At 58.0% G+C, this 17,271-nt stretch carries 15 protein-coding genes and 1 pseudogene; 2 read left to right on the plus strand and 14 right to left on the minus strand.

Annotated elements, in window-relative coordinates:
* The first annotated feature begins 230 nt into the window (after positions 1 to 230).
* The gene (locus tag QE408_RS07985; RefSeq protein ID WP_306929940.1) at positions 231 to 2,357 is read left to right on the plus strand and encodes a TonB-dependent siderophore receptor; all 2,127 of its coding nucleotides are present in this window, start codon (positions 231 to 233) and stop codon (positions 2,355 to 2,357) included.
* Positions 2,358 to 2,392: 35 nt separating this feature from the next.
* On the opposite strand, the gene QE408_RS07990 is transcribed toward QE408_RS07985, so the two are convergent.
* From QE408_RS07990 to QE408_RS08020, 7 genes are all read right to left on the minus strand, one after another.
* Positions 2,393 to 3,292 (minus strand): helix-turn-helix domain-containing protein, encoded by a 900-nt coding sequence (locus QE408_RS07990; RefSeq protein WP_306929941.1) that lies wholly within the window; start codon positions 3,290 to 3,292, stop codon positions 2,393 to 2,395.
* Positions 3,293 to 3,582: 290 nt separating this feature from the next.
* The gene (locus tag QE408_RS07995) at positions 3,583 to 3,840 is read right to left on the minus strand and encodes a hypothetical protein (protein WP_306929943.1); all 258 of its coding nucleotides are present in this window, start codon (positions 3,838 to 3,840) and stop codon (positions 3,583 to 3,585) included.
* 491 nt (positions 3,841 to 4,331) lie between these two features.
* A complete protein-coding gene (locus QE408_RS08000; protein WP_306929945.1) occupies positions 4,332 to 5,285 on the minus strand; it encodes an aliphatic sulfonate ABC transporter substrate-binding protein in 954 nt (317 codons plus the stop codon).
* A gap of 45 nt (positions 5,286 to 5,330) precedes the next feature.
* Positions 5,331 to 6,035, minus strand: coding sequence for an ABC transporter ATP-binding protein (locus QE408_RS08005; protein WP_306929947.1), 705 nt, complete (start codon positions 6,033 to 6,035; stop codon positions 5,331 to 5,333).
* Positions 6,032 to 6,868, minus strand: a complete 837-nt coding sequence (locus tag QE408_RS08010) for an ABC transporter permease (protein WP_306929949.1) — start codon at positions 6,866 to 6,868, stop codon at positions 6,032 to 6,034. The genes QE408_RS08005 and QE408_RS08010 overlap by 4 nt, the downstream gene beginning before the upstream one ends.
* The gene (locus tag QE408_RS08015; RefSeq protein WP_306929952.1) at positions 6,861 to 7,994 is read right to left on the minus strand and encodes an LLM class flavin-dependent oxidoreductase; all 1,134 of its coding nucleotides are present in this window, start codon (positions 7,992 to 7,994) and stop codon (positions 6,861 to 6,863) included. Before QE408_RS08015 ends, QE408_RS08010 begins: the two co-directional genes overlap by 8 nt.
* A 1-nt stretch (position 7,995) precedes the next feature.
* Positions 7,996 to 8,766 (minus strand): ABC transporter substrate-binding protein, encoded by a 771-nt coding sequence (locus QE408_RS08020; RefSeq protein ID WP_306929953.1) that lies wholly within the window; start codon positions 8,764 to 8,766, stop codon positions 7,996 to 7,998.
* 203 nt (positions 8,767 to 8,969) lie between these two features.
* Between QE408_RS08020 and QE408_RS08025 the strand changes: the two genes are divergently transcribed.
* Positions 8,970 to 9,368: an ArsR/SmtB family transcription factor gene (locus QE408_RS08025; protein WP_306929954.1), complete on the plus strand. Its 399-nt coding sequence runs from the start codon at positions 8,970 to 8,972 to the stop codon at positions 9,366 to 9,368.
* A 91-nt stretch (positions 9,369 to 9,459) separates the two neighbouring features.
* Here QE408_RS08025 and msuE read toward each other — a convergent pair whose 3' ends face one another.
* The 7 genes and pseudogenes from msuE to QE408_RS08060 form a co-directional block, all read right to left on the minus strand.
* Positions 9,460 to 10,020, minus strand: a complete 561-nt coding sequence (gene msuE / locus QE408_RS08030) for an FMN reductase (protein ID WP_306929955.1) — start codon at positions 10,018 to 10,020, stop codon at positions 9,460 to 9,462.
* A gap of 48 nt (positions 10,021 to 10,068) precedes the next feature.
* Entirely contained in the window at positions 10,069 to 11,247 is a 1,179-nt protein-coding gene (locus QE408_RS08035) for an acyl-CoA dehydrogenase family protein (RefSeq protein ID WP_306929957.1), read from the minus strand.
* Between the two features lie 118 nt (positions 11,248 to 11,365).
* Complete coding sequence (locus QE408_RS08040; protein WP_306929958.1) at positions 11,366 to 12,469, minus strand: LLM class flavin-dependent oxidoreductase; 1,104 nt, start codon at positions 12,467 to 12,469, stop codon at positions 11,366 to 11,368.
* 140 nt (positions 12,470 to 12,609) lie between these two features.
* Positions 12,610 to 13,710, minus strand: a complete 1,101-nt coding sequence (locus QE408_RS08045; protein WP_306929959.1) for an LLM class flavin-dependent oxidoreductase — start codon at positions 13,708 to 13,710, stop codon at positions 12,610 to 12,612.
* Positions 13,707 to 15,426 (minus strand): annotated as a pseudogene (locus QE408_RS08050) (dipeptide ABC transporter ATP-binding protein). Before QE408_RS08050 ends, QE408_RS08045 begins: the two are co-directional and overlap by 4 nt.
* Positions 15,405 to 16,250, minus strand: a complete 846-nt coding sequence (locus QE408_RS08055) for an ABC transporter permease (protein ID WP_306929960.1) — start codon at positions 16,248 to 16,250, stop codon at positions 15,405 to 15,407. Before QE408_RS08055 ends, QE408_RS08050 begins: the two are co-directional and overlap by 22 nt.
* Entirely contained in the window at positions 16,247 to 17,257 is a 1,011-nt protein-coding gene (locus QE408_RS08060; RefSeq protein ID WP_306929962.1) for an ABC transporter permease, read from the minus strand. Before QE408_RS08060 ends, QE408_RS08055 begins: the two co-directional genes overlap by 4 nt.
* Positions 17,258 to 17,271: the final 14 nt, after the last annotated feature.

Here is a 17,271-nt window from a genome sequence, read left to right on the forward strand (position 1 = left end):
CGGGAGGTCAAGCAATTTGAGGCTTCACTCACGATCCGACACTTGATTTTCCGGGGAATTTTACAAAAGAGAGATATATACAATACTGGATTTATTTTATCCAGTTATAGAGCGATTGACCGGCGGCGGCCTGCCTCGCATCCTGAGATGGCGGAGCGCTTATCGGTCGGCTCCAGACGATGACCAGGTCATTGGCGGGAGTATCTGAACGCCAATTTCCGGATAGAAGCATGATCAGCGCCATTCCCGCCTCCAGTAAAATTCGAGCTCTCCTGCGATATCGCACCGCAACCCTTCTTAGCTGCACGGCAATCATCACATTGCTTCCGGCTTTCGCAGTGGCGCAGGACGCGAACGGGGATGCCACCGTGCTGGAGACGATTACCATTCAGGGGAGTAGCCAGTCGGATAATGACTCGAAGTCAATTGTCGCGGAACGATCGAATGCCGTCGGCAAGATGCCGGGGGAAATCTTCACCACGCCAGCCACTGTCTCGGTGGTGACCTCCAAGGAAATCGAGCAGCGCAAGGCCGACAGCATCGAGAAGGTGGTCCAATACACGGCTGGCGTGACGACCGACTACTATGGTTCGGACGAACGGTACGACTACGTCAAGATTCGCGGCTTCACGCCCTTCACTTATCGTGATGGCTTGATGGTAGGGCGCACCTGGACCGGCGTGAAGGAAGAACCCTATAGCTTTGAGCGGGTGGAAGTGCTGAAAGGCGCTAACTCCACGGGCTTTGGCGTTTCGGATCCGGGTGGTGCAATCAACTATGTGACGAAGAAGCCGCGCAGTGAGCGCTTTGGCGAGATATACGGCACCACCGGCTCTTACGCACACAAGGAAGCAGGCTTCGATTTCGGTGACAACCTCACGGAAGACGATACGCTCTCATACCGCCTGACGGGCAAATTCGAGCGCTCTGATGGCGAGTTCGATTTCTCGAGCAATGATGAGAACTTCGTTCAAGGTGGCCTGACATGGAGGCCGACGGACGCGACGTCGCTTACCTTCGTATTCGATCATCTGGATCGCGATGGTACGCCGAGCAGCGGCGGTCACCCACTCTTCACAGACTTCAACCGCGACCGCTTCTTTGGCGAGCCATCTTACAACTACGATACGACGAACCGGAACACTTACTCCGTCATGTTGGAGCACGATTTCGGCAATGGTCTGTCGTTCGGCTCCAACGCTCGCTACAGCAAGTCGAGAAACGGCTTTGGCTACACCTACATCTATGATGCGCTCGGTGCAGGAGATCCCGACGATACGCGGGTCAATCGCAACTACTTCGGCAGCGACGGTTCGGCCGAGCATTTCATTGCAGATGCCCATCTCCTTTACGAAACGGAGTTCGAACAGGTCGAAAGCCGCACTTTGGTTGGCGCCGACTACAGCAACTTCAATTCTCGGGGCGCGAACTATTATACCGCTGCACCGCAGATCGATTTCACAAACCCCGTTTTTGCTGGTGGTCCCGGTCCTCTTTCGCCCTATAGCAGTTCGAAAAAGGATCAGGTCAATGGAGGGATCTATCTCCAGCAGGACCTGATTTTCAACGACCGCGTCACAGCAAGCCTCGGGCTGCGCAATGACTGGCTGGATCTTGAGGATAAGAACCTCAACACCGGCACAACCGCGAGCGGCACGTATAGCGAATTAAGCAAGCGCTTCGGATTGAGCTACAAGGTGACGGATGAGCTTGCTGCCTATGTCAGCTACGCAGAATCGGTGGCACCGCCGACTTCGGGGAAAGAACCGACCTATGGCAAGCAATATGAGGTCGGGATCAAGTATCGGCCAGATGCAATTCCAGCCCTCATTACCGCTTCGATTTACGATCTGACGCTGGAGAACATCACCACCTATGAGGCTCCCGTCTACCTGCCGAATACGGTGAAGGAGGTCCGTCATCGGGGCTTCGATCTCGAAGGCAAGCTCGAGCTCACGTCCAACGTCAACTTGATCGGTGCCTACTCCTATATCGACTCGAAGATTGTGGACACTGGCGCAACCTATAACGGCAAGAGGTTTGCTCAGGTGCCGGAGCACATGGCATCTCTTTGGAGCACCTACACCTTGGAAGGAAGCGGCGAGCGCGGCGACATGACTTTTGGAGCTGGAGCGCGTTTCACAGGGTCCTACTACTTCGACAACGCCAATACGCGCAAATCAAAGGGGGCGGTCGTTTTCGACGCATCGTTCTCTTACAACATTCGGGAGAACACCACTTTCCAGCTGAATGTTAACAACGTCTTCGATGAGAAGCACATCGCCAACAACGATGGCGGTGCACTCTACTACAATCCCGGACGCACCATCTACGCGTCGCTGCGTCAGACCTGGTAGTCGGTCACAGTCCCGGCGCTAACGCCGGGACATTCTCACGTCAAAAGGTGTTTTCGTCGCCACGCGGCCGGCGTATCGCCTGTGAGACTGCGGAAGACCTTGGTTAAATGCGCCTGATCGGAAAAACCAAGTTGCGCGCTGACATCGGCGATGCTCACGCTGGTATCGCTCAACATGCCTTTGGCAAGGTCGATACGGCGGGACAATTGCCACTGTAGCGGTGTCATCTCTGTGGTTTGCTTGAAGACGTTGGCGAACCAGCTTTCGGACAGGCCGACAACATCCGCCATTTCTCGTACGGTTAGACGTCGACCGCCGCAATTCGCAAAGTAGGTTGAAAGCCTGTTCAGTTGAGCTTGGGTCAGACGCCCGCTTGCAGCCGTCTTTTCCTCATCAGCCGCATGCAGATCGAGGAGGCCTGTTACAATGCTGCCGACCAAATTTTCTGCGAATGCTGGGTGTCTGGCGCTGTCGTCCAGTTCATCGACAACCAGATTGGCGAGACTGATCAAAGGTCCCGGTTCTTTGAGCTCAACCGGCCTTTTTGAGACGGCACGAGCAGCAGACGATCCGACGATCGGAGCGATGTAACGCATCAGCCGATCCTGGTGCAGATGCAGATCAAGGTGCGAAAAGCGATGGCGCCGCGTAAACTTCGTCCACAAGGGCACGTGGGCAGGGACATAAATCGCCGAGGCCAACCCCCGTTCGAAACGATCGAAACGAGATGATTGATCGGAAACGCGTATATGGCTGCTGACATCCTTGAAGAACAGCATGATGCGAGGGTCTGGCGAAAGGTAATATCCACTGGCGCCAGCGTGACCTTCCGCCTCCCAGTGAACGCCGACGATGCCATCCAGCGAACGCCACCTTGGAGGTGAAACGGCCTGTATGCCCTGTATTTCGGTTTGCATTGCGTGAAGATATGTCACCGCACACGCCTTTCAGCTGTCGCCAAGATCTGAGAGCTGGATAAGTCGTCACTTCTGGACACAAAAATCCGGGCCGTCAACAAATTATGAGGCGAATGATCAACATATCTAAGTGACAGCGCGCAGGATTATGTCATCCCGAATATTGCGGAATCGCTTGTGCAGTACTCCGAACGCTTTCTCGGCGGCGTGGGCAAGATGTTTGGGCAAGTCCCAGAGGCAGATGCTGCGGCGCGAGTTGAATCCGAGTGGCATTTGTTTCAGTGCTGTGGCCGCGCTTTCAGCGCGCGTTACTCCTGAAGTGTTGCGACGAAGAAGGGATTCTCGCCCATATGGATGACAGTTGGATCGTCGTTCCGATCCAAAAGAATATAGCGCCTGATATCTCCCTCAGGCAGTGAAGAGTTGATGATATCGTCCTCGCTGAGATTTCGGCACACAAGCCGCCTGACAATCTCCTCGACATGACGTTCTTCGAGGTGTCCAGGTAGCTCCCATCGGTCAGCCTCTAGCGTCCCTTCATATTTGACCAAAACCCATTTTGCCATCTGGCCCTCCTTTGCGGTCTGCACCTCTAGTGCTGAACTCTCAGAGATAGCGTTTTATTGCGTCAGTGTGATTATGGTGCGACCGCTATGTCATATTGCGGAGGACGGACAGCGTCGCTCTGTTTGGGTAGGATATAGGATGTTGCCATGGCGAGTATGGTAACCCCAACGGCTGTTGTAGCGAGATAAGTCTTCATAGGCTCCTCCCCGTTCAGACGTATGACAATCGTTAAACCGCTCAAGAGGTTCCGGTCTGTCGTCCAAGAGAAATCACGACAACGTCAGTTTTTGAATTAGGCTTCACCCTGACGCTGTCCTGGAGATTGCTGTTACTCCCGGCGTTCAATGATTACAAACGCTTGGTGTTTTATGCGAGGCGATCGTTGGCATGGTCTCATGCAGACTATGGCGCTAAGGCCGCCTCGTCGCAGTCTCACGAAACGGTCAAAGCCGCTGCTTGTAACTTGCCTGTGCCTCGCTTTCGCTTTCTGTTACTTGAGCGAAACGACGCTGTCCTTCACATCCGGCAGTGAGGGGATAATGCCGCTTTTGGCATACCACTCGGCAACGGCGCTGATCTGCTTGACGTCTGCCTCTGTCACGGCGGTCGTTGGAACCGCATTGTTCTCGCCGATTTTCGACGAAAGATTGTTCGGCACATTCATCTCCTTTGCCCACACAGCACCTGCCTCTGCCTTGTTGGCGATCGCCCAGGCATTTTCGGACTTGATGACGTCGAAGACGAGTTGGAGTTGGTCCGCCTTCGAGGTCGAAAACTCCTTGCTTGCAACGAGAACGACCGCATTGTCCGATTTGATCGCCGCACCATCGGCCACCACTTTTCCGTCATAGGCGGTTTCGGCAATGGTCAGGAAAGGGTCCCATGTTGCCCAGGCATCGACATGGCCCTGGGTAAAGCTCGGTCCGCTGTCGCTTGGGCTGAGGTAGACGCGCTCGACGCTTTTCGGATCGACGCCATTTGTCTGCAGACCTTGCATCAGAAGATACTCGCCGGTGCCGCCTCGATTGACGGCGACCTTCTTTCCGGCAAGGTCCTTGATCGAAGCGATGCCCGACTCCTTCTTCACGACGATGCCCTCGGCGCTCGGCGCCATTTTCTGGTAGGCGAAAATAACCAGCGGAATTTTGGCCGAAAGGGCTGCGATCGCTGACGTCGAGCTGCCAGCGGTGATGTCGATGCTGCCAGCGTTAAGCGCTTCGAAAGCGGGAGCTGCTGCGGGGAAAGGGCCGGCCCATTCGACCTTGATTCCCTTTTCCGCGAGCGCTTTTTCCAGCGTACCGCGGGATTTGGCCAAGGTGATATCGTTCGGGCCGCGCAGCCAGCCGATACGGATCGTCTGCTCGGCCGCTTGAGCGGCCGGGATAAAGCCCGCCACAGAAGCCGCTACGATAAGGGTGGAGAGGAATTGTCGCTTGGTAAACATCAATATATCCAGTCTGCTGCTTGGGCTTGGGAGTGAGGTTGGGCTTCAGGCATGGGAAGGTTCGACACCAAGTTCGCGAAGAAGCTCGGTTTCGATGGACATCAATTCAGGATCACCCCTATGGCGGGGATGGTCGGCGTCGATGCGTATTTCACGTGAGATCCGTCCCTGATCGAGCACCAGAATACGGTCCGCGAGGGCGACAGCTTCCCACACGTCGTGGGTGACGAGCAGAACGGCGGGCCTGTGCTTGCGCCACAGTTCGAAGACCAGATCGTGCATGCGCAGCCGGGTCAGCGCGTCGAGGGCCGCAAAGGGTTCATCGAGCAGAAGAAGGGCGGGTTCGCGCACCAAAGCACGTGCCAGCGCTGCCCTTTGCGCTTCGCCACCTGACAAGGTCAGTGGCCATGCATCTTTCCTGTGAGACAGGGCGACATCCGCCAACGCCCGCTCCGCACGCTTTTGCGCGTCCGGCGTCTTCACGCCGAGGGCGACATTCTCGATGACGCTCTTCCACGGAAGAAGCCGAGGCTCTTGAAACACCACAGATCGCCTGGAAGGTATCTCCAGCTTTTGCGCAGGCGCCGCGTCCAGGCCGGATAAAACCCTAAGCAGGGTCGATTTTCCCGAGCCGCTGCGGCCCAAAAGTGCAACGAATTCACCTGGCGCGATGGAAAGGTCTATACCATCCAGAACGGCAGGGCCGCCGAAGGAACGATGAAGCTGTCTGATGTCGACAAGGTCGCTCATGCGATCACCTGCGGGCGCCAGCGTAGCGCATAGGCCTCAATGATGCGCACCAGTCCGTCCGTCAACAGACCCATGATCGCGTAGACCAGCAGGCAGACGACAATGACGTCGGTCTGCAGGAAGTCGCGCGCATAGGTGATGATGTAGCCGAGGCCGCTCGACGCATTGATCTGTTCACCGACAACGAGGCTGAGCCAGGCGACGCTGAGACCATAGCGAACGCCGACGAGGAGCGACGGCAATGCGCCCGGAATGACAATGTGGCGGATGATGCCCATGGTCCCAAGATCGAGCGTCTGGCCTGCCTCGATCAGCTTTTTGTCTATTCCCCTGATGCCGCCATGCAGTGTCAGATAGACCGGAAAGATCGCCCCGAAGGCGACAAGGCCGATCTTAGGGGCTTCGCCAATGCCGAACCAGAGAATAAAAAGCGGAAGAAGGCCGAGGAACGGCATGGCCTTGAGCATCTGGATCGGCGGGTCGATCACCGCCTCTCCAAGCCGCGAGAGGCCTGACAGAAGCGCCAGTGAGATGCCGATGACGACGGCAATCGAAAACCCGGCAGCCACGCGCAGAAACGACACGGCAAGCCCGGTGATGAGTTCCCCGGATGCGATCAGGCGCGCCGCCGTCGCGATGATATCGCTCGGGGCTGCCAGTATACGAGGAGACAGAAAACCCGTCACGCTCGCAATTTGCCAGAGAGCGACAAGCGCAATCGGGGAAGCGATGCGTGCACCGACATTCCATAGCCGGCCCTGTGCATTGCTGGGCTTCGGCGTGCGCTCGATGTTCTTCCGGTTCTTATGCGCGGACGCCATTGTGTCAGACATTGGCAGGCTTTCCGCTTAGATCTCGATCAAACAAAGTGGACCATGTGAAGTGCTTGCGCTCCGGCGCGACGCGGGCCACGGGGAGACGCGGCAGTACCAGTTCGCCAAAGCGGTAGGCTTCCTCAAGCAATGGCATGCCTGAGAGGATGAAGGTATCGACGCCGATCTTTTGATATTCTTCGAGCGTGCGGATCACCGTGTCGGGAGAACCGACAATAGCGGTGCCCGGTCCTGGACGAACGAGGCCTACACCCGCCCAAAGGTTGGGGGCGATCTCCAGATCGCGCAGATTGGCAGGCTTGATGCCGCCATGCATGGCGCTCATGCGCTGTTGCCCGACCGAGTCCGTATTGGAGACGAAACGCTGGTTTGCCGCAATCGCCGCGTCGTCCATCTGATCATAGAGGTCGGCAGCCGCCTCCCATGCCTTTTCATCGGTCTGGCGAACAATCACATAAAGCCGGATGCCGTAGGTGAGCTCACGTCCATATTCGGCGGCTTTGGATTTGACCCTTTGAACCTTCTCGCCCATCTGTTCCGGTGTCTCGCCCCAGGAGAGATAGGTTTCGACGTGCTTGGCCGCGACCTCCATGGCGCTGTCGGAAGAGCCGCCAAACCAGAGCGGTGGCGGCTGGATCGAGGTGCCTGCTGGAAGTGCCAGCTTGGCACCTTCCGTCTGGAAATACTGACCCTTGTGGGTGACGCTCTCGCCAGCCATCAGCCGGTGCCAGATCGTCAGATACTCATCGGCCATCGCATAGCGCTCGTCATGTGGCAGCATCATGCCATAGGCACCCAGCATCTTGGCGTCGCCGGACACGACATTGAGCATCAGCCGTCCGTTCGAAAACTCCTGGAATGTTGCCGCCATCTTGGCCAGCAGCGTGGGCGCGATCAGTCCGGGGTGGAACGCTACGAGGAATTTCATTCTCTCGGTGTAGGGCAGGAGGGCGCTGGCAAGCGGCCACACATCATGCGCGCCTGTTGCAAACAGAGCTCCGGTAAAACCCAGATGGTCGTAGGCCTGCGCAAGCTGCTTATAATAACCATAGTCGATGGTGCGGGAGCCCTCCGGTTTCCAGGGATAAGCGCCGTCGGGTGCACACATGTACCAGAGCACGTTCATGTCAGAGATCTCCCTCATCCACCGGATAAATGGTCAGTTTTGTATCAAGGTCGCCGTGGTGAAAGAGCGTGTCGGCCTCTTCCTGCTGTTCGCGCAACAGAGATTGATCTGCCGCATCCACCTGCCAGTTCCGCTCGGAAACCACACGTGTCCATGCGCGCCGTTCCGCCTCTTCACCAGAAGGGGACAGAAGCTCGGCAGCCTTCTCTGGATCTTTGGCAATCTGGCTGCCGAGATGCTTCAACTCGCCGGTGAAGTCCTCTAAAGCTGCCTTTGTCAGTCCGCGGTTTTCGATTGTCCAGAAAGTGGAGCGATTGGGAATAAGCGTCCCGCATCGCGCAAGAACGGTGAATTCGCCGCTGACCAGAACCTGCTCCAGATGCGGTGTCATCGCAACCCAAGCTGCCACCGAGTTTTCGCGCAGCGCCGCAAGAGAGTCATTCGGCGACATATCCTGACGAATTGTGTCCGTCAGGCGCAGTCCGATCTCTTCAAGTTGCTTGGCCAGAAGATAGCTGAGAAAGGAGCCATCGACGAGGGCAATCGGTTTTCCCTTCAAATCCGCGACTGAGCTGATGTCTCTTGTTTTTGAAACGAGGATCGCACCATTCGTCGGCCTTGGGGCAGATGCAGCCGCATAGATGACAGGCAGCCCGGATGCTTTTGCGAGGATTGGCGGCGTCGATCCGGTGCCGCTGATATCGAACTCTCCCTTCGCCAGCCGCGCGCCGGTTTCTCGGCCTTCGGCGTAAGCGACGAATTCCGGTTGCATTGTTGAAAACGCCCCTGGCCAACGAGAGGCTAATGTCAGATGGAGATTGTTCGGATGGTGACCAATCCTAAAAACCAAAACGCGTCCCCTTATTGATCTTCTTTATATAAATTTATATAATGATAGTGCGAGGTGCGCGAGAAATTCAACCCTTTCTGAGCTAGGGCAGACGGAAAAAATTTCCAAGATTGGGAGCGATGAGAGTGAAAAAAGACGAGACCGGTAATGGGGGCGAACGAAGACCGCATGTTCCGAAGGTGAAATGCCGCGCTATCGGTACGGCGTCCGATTTTCTAAAAGCGATGTCTAACCCGGTACGCCTTTCCATCCTGTGCGTCCTGATGGAAGGCGCGCGGACCGTCGGCGAATTGGAGGAGATTCTCGACGTTCACCAGCCCACTCTGTCGCAACAGATCGGTGAGTTGCGGGACGCTGGCATCATCGTTGGAGCGAGGCAGGCGAAAGCGGTTCTTTATCGTTTAGCAGACCCGCGTGCAGGGCAGATCATCGGTCACTTGAGGCTGCTGTTTCCAGATGCCGACGCCTCGGCAATCTGGAAGGGAACGCAATTCACCTCATCAACCGTTACGCCAATGAGTTGATCAACGTTCTTCTCCTAAAGAATGTCTGATCCGAGGTCCTCAGACGGAACCACGTTGGTAACTGTCATAGGTCGACGGAAAAGCAGGAGACCTACTCTGCCGCCACCGCAGTTGCTATCGAGCGGCGTTGAACAAGCAGATTGGCCTCGTTGACGGCCTGATCCACGCGTGCGCTGACGTTGGGGGACGGGACACCTTCTGCGAAATCCCGGCTTGAAGCATAGATGGCCGTTGGGGTCACGAAGGCCTCGAAGAAGGCGAAAAGGGGTCGCAATTGGTGCTCCACCATCAGCGAGTGACGGTCCCCTCCGCCTGTCGCGGTCAACAGGATCGGTTTGCCGCGTAAATCCGCAGGGTCGAGCAGGTCGATGACATGCTTGAAAAGCCCTGTATAGCTGCCCTTGTAGGTCGGGGAGCCAATGACGAGTGCATCGGCTTCAATGATTGTCTGTACGCGCTTGCGCGCCTGCGGGTCGAGATCGGCGACCGAGCGAGCCGAAAGCAATGAGGGGCCTAGGTCCTCGATATCGAAAACGACGTGGTCGAGACCAGCGCGCTGTGCCAGAGCCTCAGTGACGCTTTCGACGAAGCGTCGCGTGCTGGAGGGGCGTGTCGTGTTGCCGGAAAAGCCGACGATGAGATTATTGCTCATTGAAAATCCAATTGATCTGGTAAAGCGTTTCCGCTTGAGTTTTGCGCTTCACGCCGTTTTTACGATGGCAAGACTGGGCGGGTATGTCCGCACGCTTTCGCCCTTGTTCCAACGGTCAAAGGCAGCCTTGCCAAGGATCGCAACGGAAGTATCCTCCTGGGGGGCGTGGACGAGGACGGATTGAACGTCGCGGAAGTGGCGTTCGAGACCCAGATCTTCGTTGAGGCCTGGATTGCCGATGCCGCGAACGGCGATCTGAACCGCTTCCCTGATCTGGCGTCCGGCAAGAAGCCGCGCGCGGATCAGGCGCTCGGCGTCGCTCAGATCGCCATCGAGCGCTCCGAAAATGATCTGTCGCGCGCCGGATACCAGAAGGTCGATTTCACCGGAAAGCGTGATGAAGCGCTCCGTCTTGGCAATGGAACGGCCAAGATTGGTTGGAACACGCTCGTGGGCGAAACGAATGAAGGCGTCCTGAGCGGCTTCTGCCGCGCCGAGATAGATCGCTGTCAGCGCAAGCGTCATGGCGGCATGGCCTCGATTATCCTGTTCGGCGACCGAAGGATCGACGAGATCAAGCACGTTTTCCGCCGGAATCTCGACATTGCTGTACTCGACGTCGTGCGAGCCGGTTGCCCGCATTCCAAGGCTTTTCCAGTTCTCGATAATGGTGATACCGGGCAGGCCGTTTGGAACGACGAAGGTTCCGACACGCGGCTGCGGCTCATCCGTATGAGCCCAGACGAGAAAATGTGTGAGACCATGCGCGCCGGTGACGAAACGCTTGCGGCCGGAGATCGACCAGCCATTCGCCGTTTTCCTCGCAACCGTGGCCGGAAGGCCGCCGCGTGCAGGCGAGCCGAGTTCGGGCTCAACGCGAGCGGCGTTCAGCAAGAGTGGCTTTTGCCTGGCCTTCGACAAGAGCTCCTTATAAAGCCCCTCCGGCCAATGTCCTCTCTTCGCCTGGGCCAGATGATTGAACAGGGTCATGGCGGTGATGAGTGCGACGGATGGATCGCCGCGCCCCAATGCCGCGAGAATATGCGCCGCCGTGCTGAGCGTCCCGCCCTGACCGCCATAGCGCGTCGCGACGGTGCTTTCGAGAAGCCCCGCCCGATGAACCGCGTGTATGCCGGCCCAGGGGAATGTGCCGGTGCGATCCGATTCCGGTGCGGCCTCAGCCACCTCACGAACGGCGTAATCGAGTGTGATGGGATCGTAAGACATGCGGGCAACGACCTTATGGCTGAGGGAGCGAGGCAGTGTTTCGCTGCGGCCACCTCTTTGACTTGAGAGGAAAATCCGTCCGATCGAGGCACCGGACGGCATGGTTGCGGCATGGCGCTCAGGCGGCCGCCTTGCGCTTGGCGTCCTCGCGCTCGCGGATGCCGTCGCGCACCAGCGGCAGGATGTATCGGCCGTAATCGACAGCGTCGTTATAATTGTCATAGCCGCGGATCGAGATCAGATCGCAGCCGAGATCGATGTAATCGAGGATGGAGTCTGCGATGGTGCGGGGCGATCCAACAAGCGCCGTCGTCGCGCCGCTTGCATTGGTCGCGGTCACGGTGGGGTACCAGAGCGCCCGGTCATGCACATCGCCGCGCTTGGCGATATCGAGAAGCCGTTGGGAACCGATATTGGCGGGCGTCGCCGCATTGAGAGGACTGCGGGAGAGACCCTTCTGGCGGTTGGCGTTCAACTGGTCGAGTACGCGATGCGCCTTCTCCCAGGCAAGGTCATCGGTCTCTGCCACGATGGGGCGGAAGGTGACCCAGATGCGCGGGCGATCCGTTCTTCCCGCCTTTGCCGCTTCGGCATAGATACGGTCGATCTGTTCCTTGGTTTCTTTCAGCGGCTCACCCCACAGGCCGAAGATATCGCAGAGCGAACCACCAATGCGGTAGGCCGCATCGGACGAGCCGCCAAGCGAGATCGGGATCACGCCATTGGTTGGACGAACAGCGCTGCGGAACTGCTTGAACTGGTAATATTTGCCATCGAAGTCGAAGGGTTCTTTCGACGTCCATGCCAGCCGAAGAATGCGGATATACTCTTCCTGGCGCTCATAACGCTCTTCCTTATTAAGAAAGTCGCCCTCACGCGCCTGTTCTTCATCGCTGCCGCCGGCAATGAAGTGAACGACGACGCGTCCCCCACTCAGCTGGTCGAGCGTCGCAAGCGATTTGGCCGCAACTGTCGGGTAGACGGTGTTTGGCCTGAGCGCGACGATGATCTTGATGTTCTTGGTATGGGCCAGCACTGTGGCTCCGATCGTGAAGGGATCGAATGACGACGAGGAGTAGGGGATGAGTGTGTAGTTGAATCCGTAGTCGTCCAGTGCACGCGCATAACGTTCCAAAAACTGTGGATCGACCGGCGCATCGGGAATAGGGTTCAAATCATTGGACGCGTTGGGAAAACTGACGCTGATGAATTCCGCAGCCATGGGAGCTCCTTGAGGTCTCTGTAAATCTGCATCAAGGCTAGAGGGACGGGAGCGAGCGAGGAAGACAGGTCTTTCTATTTCTATGGAAATTGTAGAAAATATTGCCAGCCCGTCTCCCGCGAGCGAAAACCTCGCGGCCCCTATTCCTGCCCTTCGTGATGTTGTGTGGCCCGCCATCCTAGAGAGGGAGCGACCGTGGTGACGAAATCCGTGAGCAATCTGATGTTTTCGGACAGTCTAAAGGCAGGAGGCAGGAACAGCACGAGTTCGTCTGCCGCTGCCAGTCCCGGATCACGGAAGACCTGCTCTATTACCTCATCAGGCTTGCCCTGAAAGACGGGAGAAATCATTGCTCCCGCGGGCGGGCCTGCAGGCGGCAACGCCCCCTTCGGACGCGATGCTCCGATCCCGGCCGTGCGCCGCTCGAGGTCATAGGCTGCATAGGTCGCGCGCAGTTCCGGGGTCGTGCTCACCAGAATGGATGCCGCCACGGCAACCGGCGGCGGTGTCGTCTTCCAGAGGCGAAGCCAGTGGCTGCGATAAGCCTCGATGATCCTTGCCTGATAATGGCCGAAGCTTTCTCCGTCCTCCTGATCGTGCAGGACCGTTCCGCAAATCAGGCCGATGCCGAGTTCGGCGGCTTGGATCGCCGAGGCGATGCTGGAAGAGCCTTGCCGGATGCGGCTTCGCAAGCTGGGACTATGCGGCGTAACGCGCAACTCAGCCCCTGGAGCAGCGCCTTTGTCCTTCTCCGTAACAGTGTGCAGAACTTCCCCGGAGATGGCGGCGAGAAAGCGGGACTGACGACGCTTTGCCTCTGTTCTGGCGTCCGTCTCGACCGCGCCGAAAACGGCATCGAATGCCCCGTTCGCTCCCGTCGCAAGCGCAAGTTCCAGTCGACCGCCTATCAGAAGATCGGTGGTTCCTGCCGCCTCGGCCAACAGGATGGGGTCTTGGTAGCGCATGGGAATGACGGCAGAGCCAAGCGTGATGTGGCGCGTATGTTGTCCGGCGGCCGCGAAGAAGGGCAGGGGCGAAGACAGGTAGTGGTCGAAATGGCGTTGATAAGCCCAGCCTGATTGATAGCCGAGCCGTTCGGCCTGCTTGAACAGTTCGATACCTTGCCTCAACCCTTCGGCCGGGCCGTCATCGTCATTGAACGACACCCGCGTATTGAAACCGAGCCGTTGCTTTGGCCGGAAGGAGGCGGGGAGGTTAAGAGACGGCGCCGCCATATTCATGCGGTGTACTCCTTCTGACGGGCAGGCCGGATAAAAGGTGCAGCGGACGTTCCAGCCGTACCGGAAGGGATCGAGTTCAGCAGTGATACGGTGTAGTCGTGCTTTGGATTGCCGAAGACGTCCGAAACGGTGCCGTGCTCGACGATGCGTCCCTTCTGCATGACCGAAACGGTATGCGCGAGTTGACGAACCAGCGCCAGATCATGCGAGACGAAGACATAGGTCAGGCCGAGCTTTGCCTGGAGCGACAAGAGGACCTCGACAATATCGGCCTGGACGCTGACATCGAGAGCCGAGGTCGGTTCATCCAGCACGATCACGTCTGGTTTGAGAACGAGGGCGCGGGCGATCGCCACACGTTGACGCTGCCCGCCGGAAAGGGCGGAAGGCTTGCGCTGTAGCAGATGCTCGCTCAAGCCGACATCGGCAAGCGCTTGCCTGACGGCGGCATCGCGCTCTTCGCGCGTGCCGATCTGGAAACGGTCCAGCGGCTCGCGAACGAGCTGCTCGACCTTCCATGTGGGATCGAGCGATGTAAACGGGTTTTGATAGACAAGCTGAAGATGCCGCCATACGGATCGAAGCGACGAAACGTCCCTGCTGCTGACTTGCTCGCCTGCGACAGAGATCGACCCGTTTTCCGGCTCGTCCAGCCCCAGCAGCAGGCGGATGGTCGTCGTCTTGCCGGAACCGGATTCGCCGACAAGCGCGTGAGTCGTTCCGGCGGGCAACCGAGAAGGAGATATTGTCCACCGCCGTCAAGATCTTGCCATCGACGGAAAAGCGCTTGGTCACGCCGTTGACCGAGATTTTCGTCTTACCCTTATCGCCGAGGCGATCGAAACCGGGATCGCGTAAGGTCGCATAGCGGCTCGGATTGAGCGCGGGAACGTCGCCATGCAGCTTCCGGGCATAGGACGAGGTTGGTGAGGAGAAGACGGCAGATGTTCGCCCCGCCTCCTGTACGGCACCGTTCTTCAACACGATCAGGCTTTCGGCCCGTTCTGCCGCGATCGCAAGATCATGGGTGATGAGCAGCATGCTGATGTTCATGTCTTCCTTCAACCGCGACAGCAAGTCGAGAATGCGTTTCTGCACGGTGACGTCGAGCGCCGAGGTCGGCTCGTCGGCGACCAGAAGCGAAGGCCGTGGCAGGATCGCGAGGGCGATCAGCACGCGTTGCAGCATGCCGCCTGAAAGCTGGTGCGGATAGGACTCGAAGACGCGTTGCGGGTTGTCGAGACCGACCTTTGCCAAAGTATCGAGGATCAGCGATTTGCGCGCCGCCGGGTCTGCTTGATCGGACAACGCAGCAGCCTCCTGAGCCTGTGATCCGATCGTCCTCACGGGGTTCAGCGCGTTCGCCGGGTCCTGCGGAACAAAGCCTATGTCACGGCCTCGAAGTGGCCTGAAACGACGCTCCGAAAGTCCGAGAATATTCTCCTTTTCGAAGAGGACACGACCGGAGGCGCTTGCCCCATTGGGCAGAAGCCTGAGCACCGCCTTGGCGATCGTGGATTTGCCAGAGCCTGATTCTCCGATCAGGGCGAGGCTCTCGCCCTGCCGGATCTCGAAGCCGACACGATGGACGACTTCTTGCCGGCCATAGGAGACCGAGAGCTCTTCCACTTTCAGCAGAGATGTCGCAGGCACGAGTGTTGGAGCGGTGAAATCGGTTTTCTGAAAGACGGGTCTCAATGCGATTTGCGAAGCCATCGGCTGATCCTGTTTGCAGAGAGGACGGTCACGATCGTTACGAACGCGGGCGCATAAACGAGCCAGGGCCATTTGAGATAGTCCTTGCCGATCGAGATCAGCAGGCCCCAGTCGGATGAGGGTGGTGGGTCGCCGTAGCCAAGGAAGGCAAGGCTGGCGATGACGAGAATGGACTCGCCGAATTGCAGCACCGCAAGCGGCAGCATGGAGCGGGACGCATTTGGAAGAACGTGGCGAAGGACGATGAAGCCGCGCGAGCCACCGAGCAGAAAGGACGCCTCCACAAAGGTAGCCTGACGCGTCTTCATCACTTCGGCGCGTGCGACGCGGGCAAAAAAGGCAATGGCCGATATGCCCGTTGCAATCGCTGCGTTGATGGTCTCGAAGCCGATGGCGGTCACGACGATGACGGCAAGCAGGAATTTCGGGATCGACAGCAGCACATCGACAAAACGGGCGAAAACGACATCGACCCACCCCCCGAAGAAGCCTGCGAGAAGGCCGATCACCCCTCCGATGACCACACCGATGATGACGGCCACGAGCGCGCTGGAGACGGATGATGCCGTGCCATAAACCACACGCGAATAGACATCGCGTCCCAGATGATCCGTTCCGAACCAGTGCTCTAGACTCGGTGCGAGCAGCTTGTCTGCCGGAACGCCATTAATAGGGCTGTGGCTGGTGAAGAGTTGCGGCGCGACCGACCAGGCCATGACGATTGCGATGACCAGAAAGGAAAGCGCGACGGTCGCCGGGATGTTGAGACCTTTCAGTCGTTCCAGCGGACTGGCAGCGGAGATAGTATCGGAAAAAAGGCTCATGGCTTTGCTCCTGCTTCCAGTGCGGGGGCAGCGTCATTGGCGACCCTCTGGCGGCGCTTGCGGTCGACGATGAGTTTCACCCTCGGATCGAGAAGCGGATAGAGAAGATCTGCGATCAGGTTGACGACGACGAAGACGACAGCGCCGAGCGATACGATGGCTTGCAGAACCGGCAGGTCCTGCGTGCTGACCGATCGTTGCACCAGGCTGCCGATCCCTGTGCGCCCGAAGACGGTCTCGGTGATCAGAGAATTACCGAGAAGTTCGCCCACTGTGAGCGCGATCACGGTGACGACTGGAAGTGCAGCGGGCTTCAGAAGATGGCTGGTGAAGAGGCGAGAGGGAGGGATGCCGCGACTGCGGGCGACGGCTGCATAATCCTGCTCAGCTTCGTGATCGAGATTGGCGATCAGCACTTCGGCGATCTGTGCGGAAAACGGGATACCGATAGTGACGGCGGCGAAGAAAGTCGCCCAGAAACTGTCCGGCTCGATAACGCGAAACAGTCTCAGCTGAAAGCCGAAGAGGTGGATAAGGAACAAACCGATGACGAAATTCGGCGTCGATAGAAACAGCGAGGGAAAGGCGCGCAGCACTCCTTGCCCGTACTTCTTCGGCACCACCTGCGTTCCATAAGCCACTGCGAAGGCCAAGGTCAGTGCCACTGCAATGCCCGAGGCGGCAAGGACCAGCGTTGAAGGCAGGACCTCGGTGATCAGCGTCGAAACCGGCCGGTTGGAGCGCATCGACATGCCGAGATCGCCGGTCAGAAAGGCCGAAAGCGAATTCCAGAGCTGGACGAGGATCGGCTTGTCCAAGCCTTGCGCTGCAATGATTTCGGCGATTTCCTGTTCGGTAAAGCCGTTTTGCGGATTGCGCAGCACGCTGGTGATCGGGTCGCCAGGCAGGATGCTGACGACGACGAAGGTGAAGACATAGGCCAGAAGGATGACGATGATCGCCTGGCCGAGCCGCTTGGCGGCGTAGGTAAGGTATGCGTTGCTCATAGCGTCACCTCCTG

This window comes from Agrobacterium larrymoorei, assembly GCF_030819275.1.
Lineage (GTDB): Bacteria > Pseudomonadota > Alphaproteobacteria > Rhizobiales > Rhizobiaceae > Agrobacterium > Agrobacterium larrymoorei_B.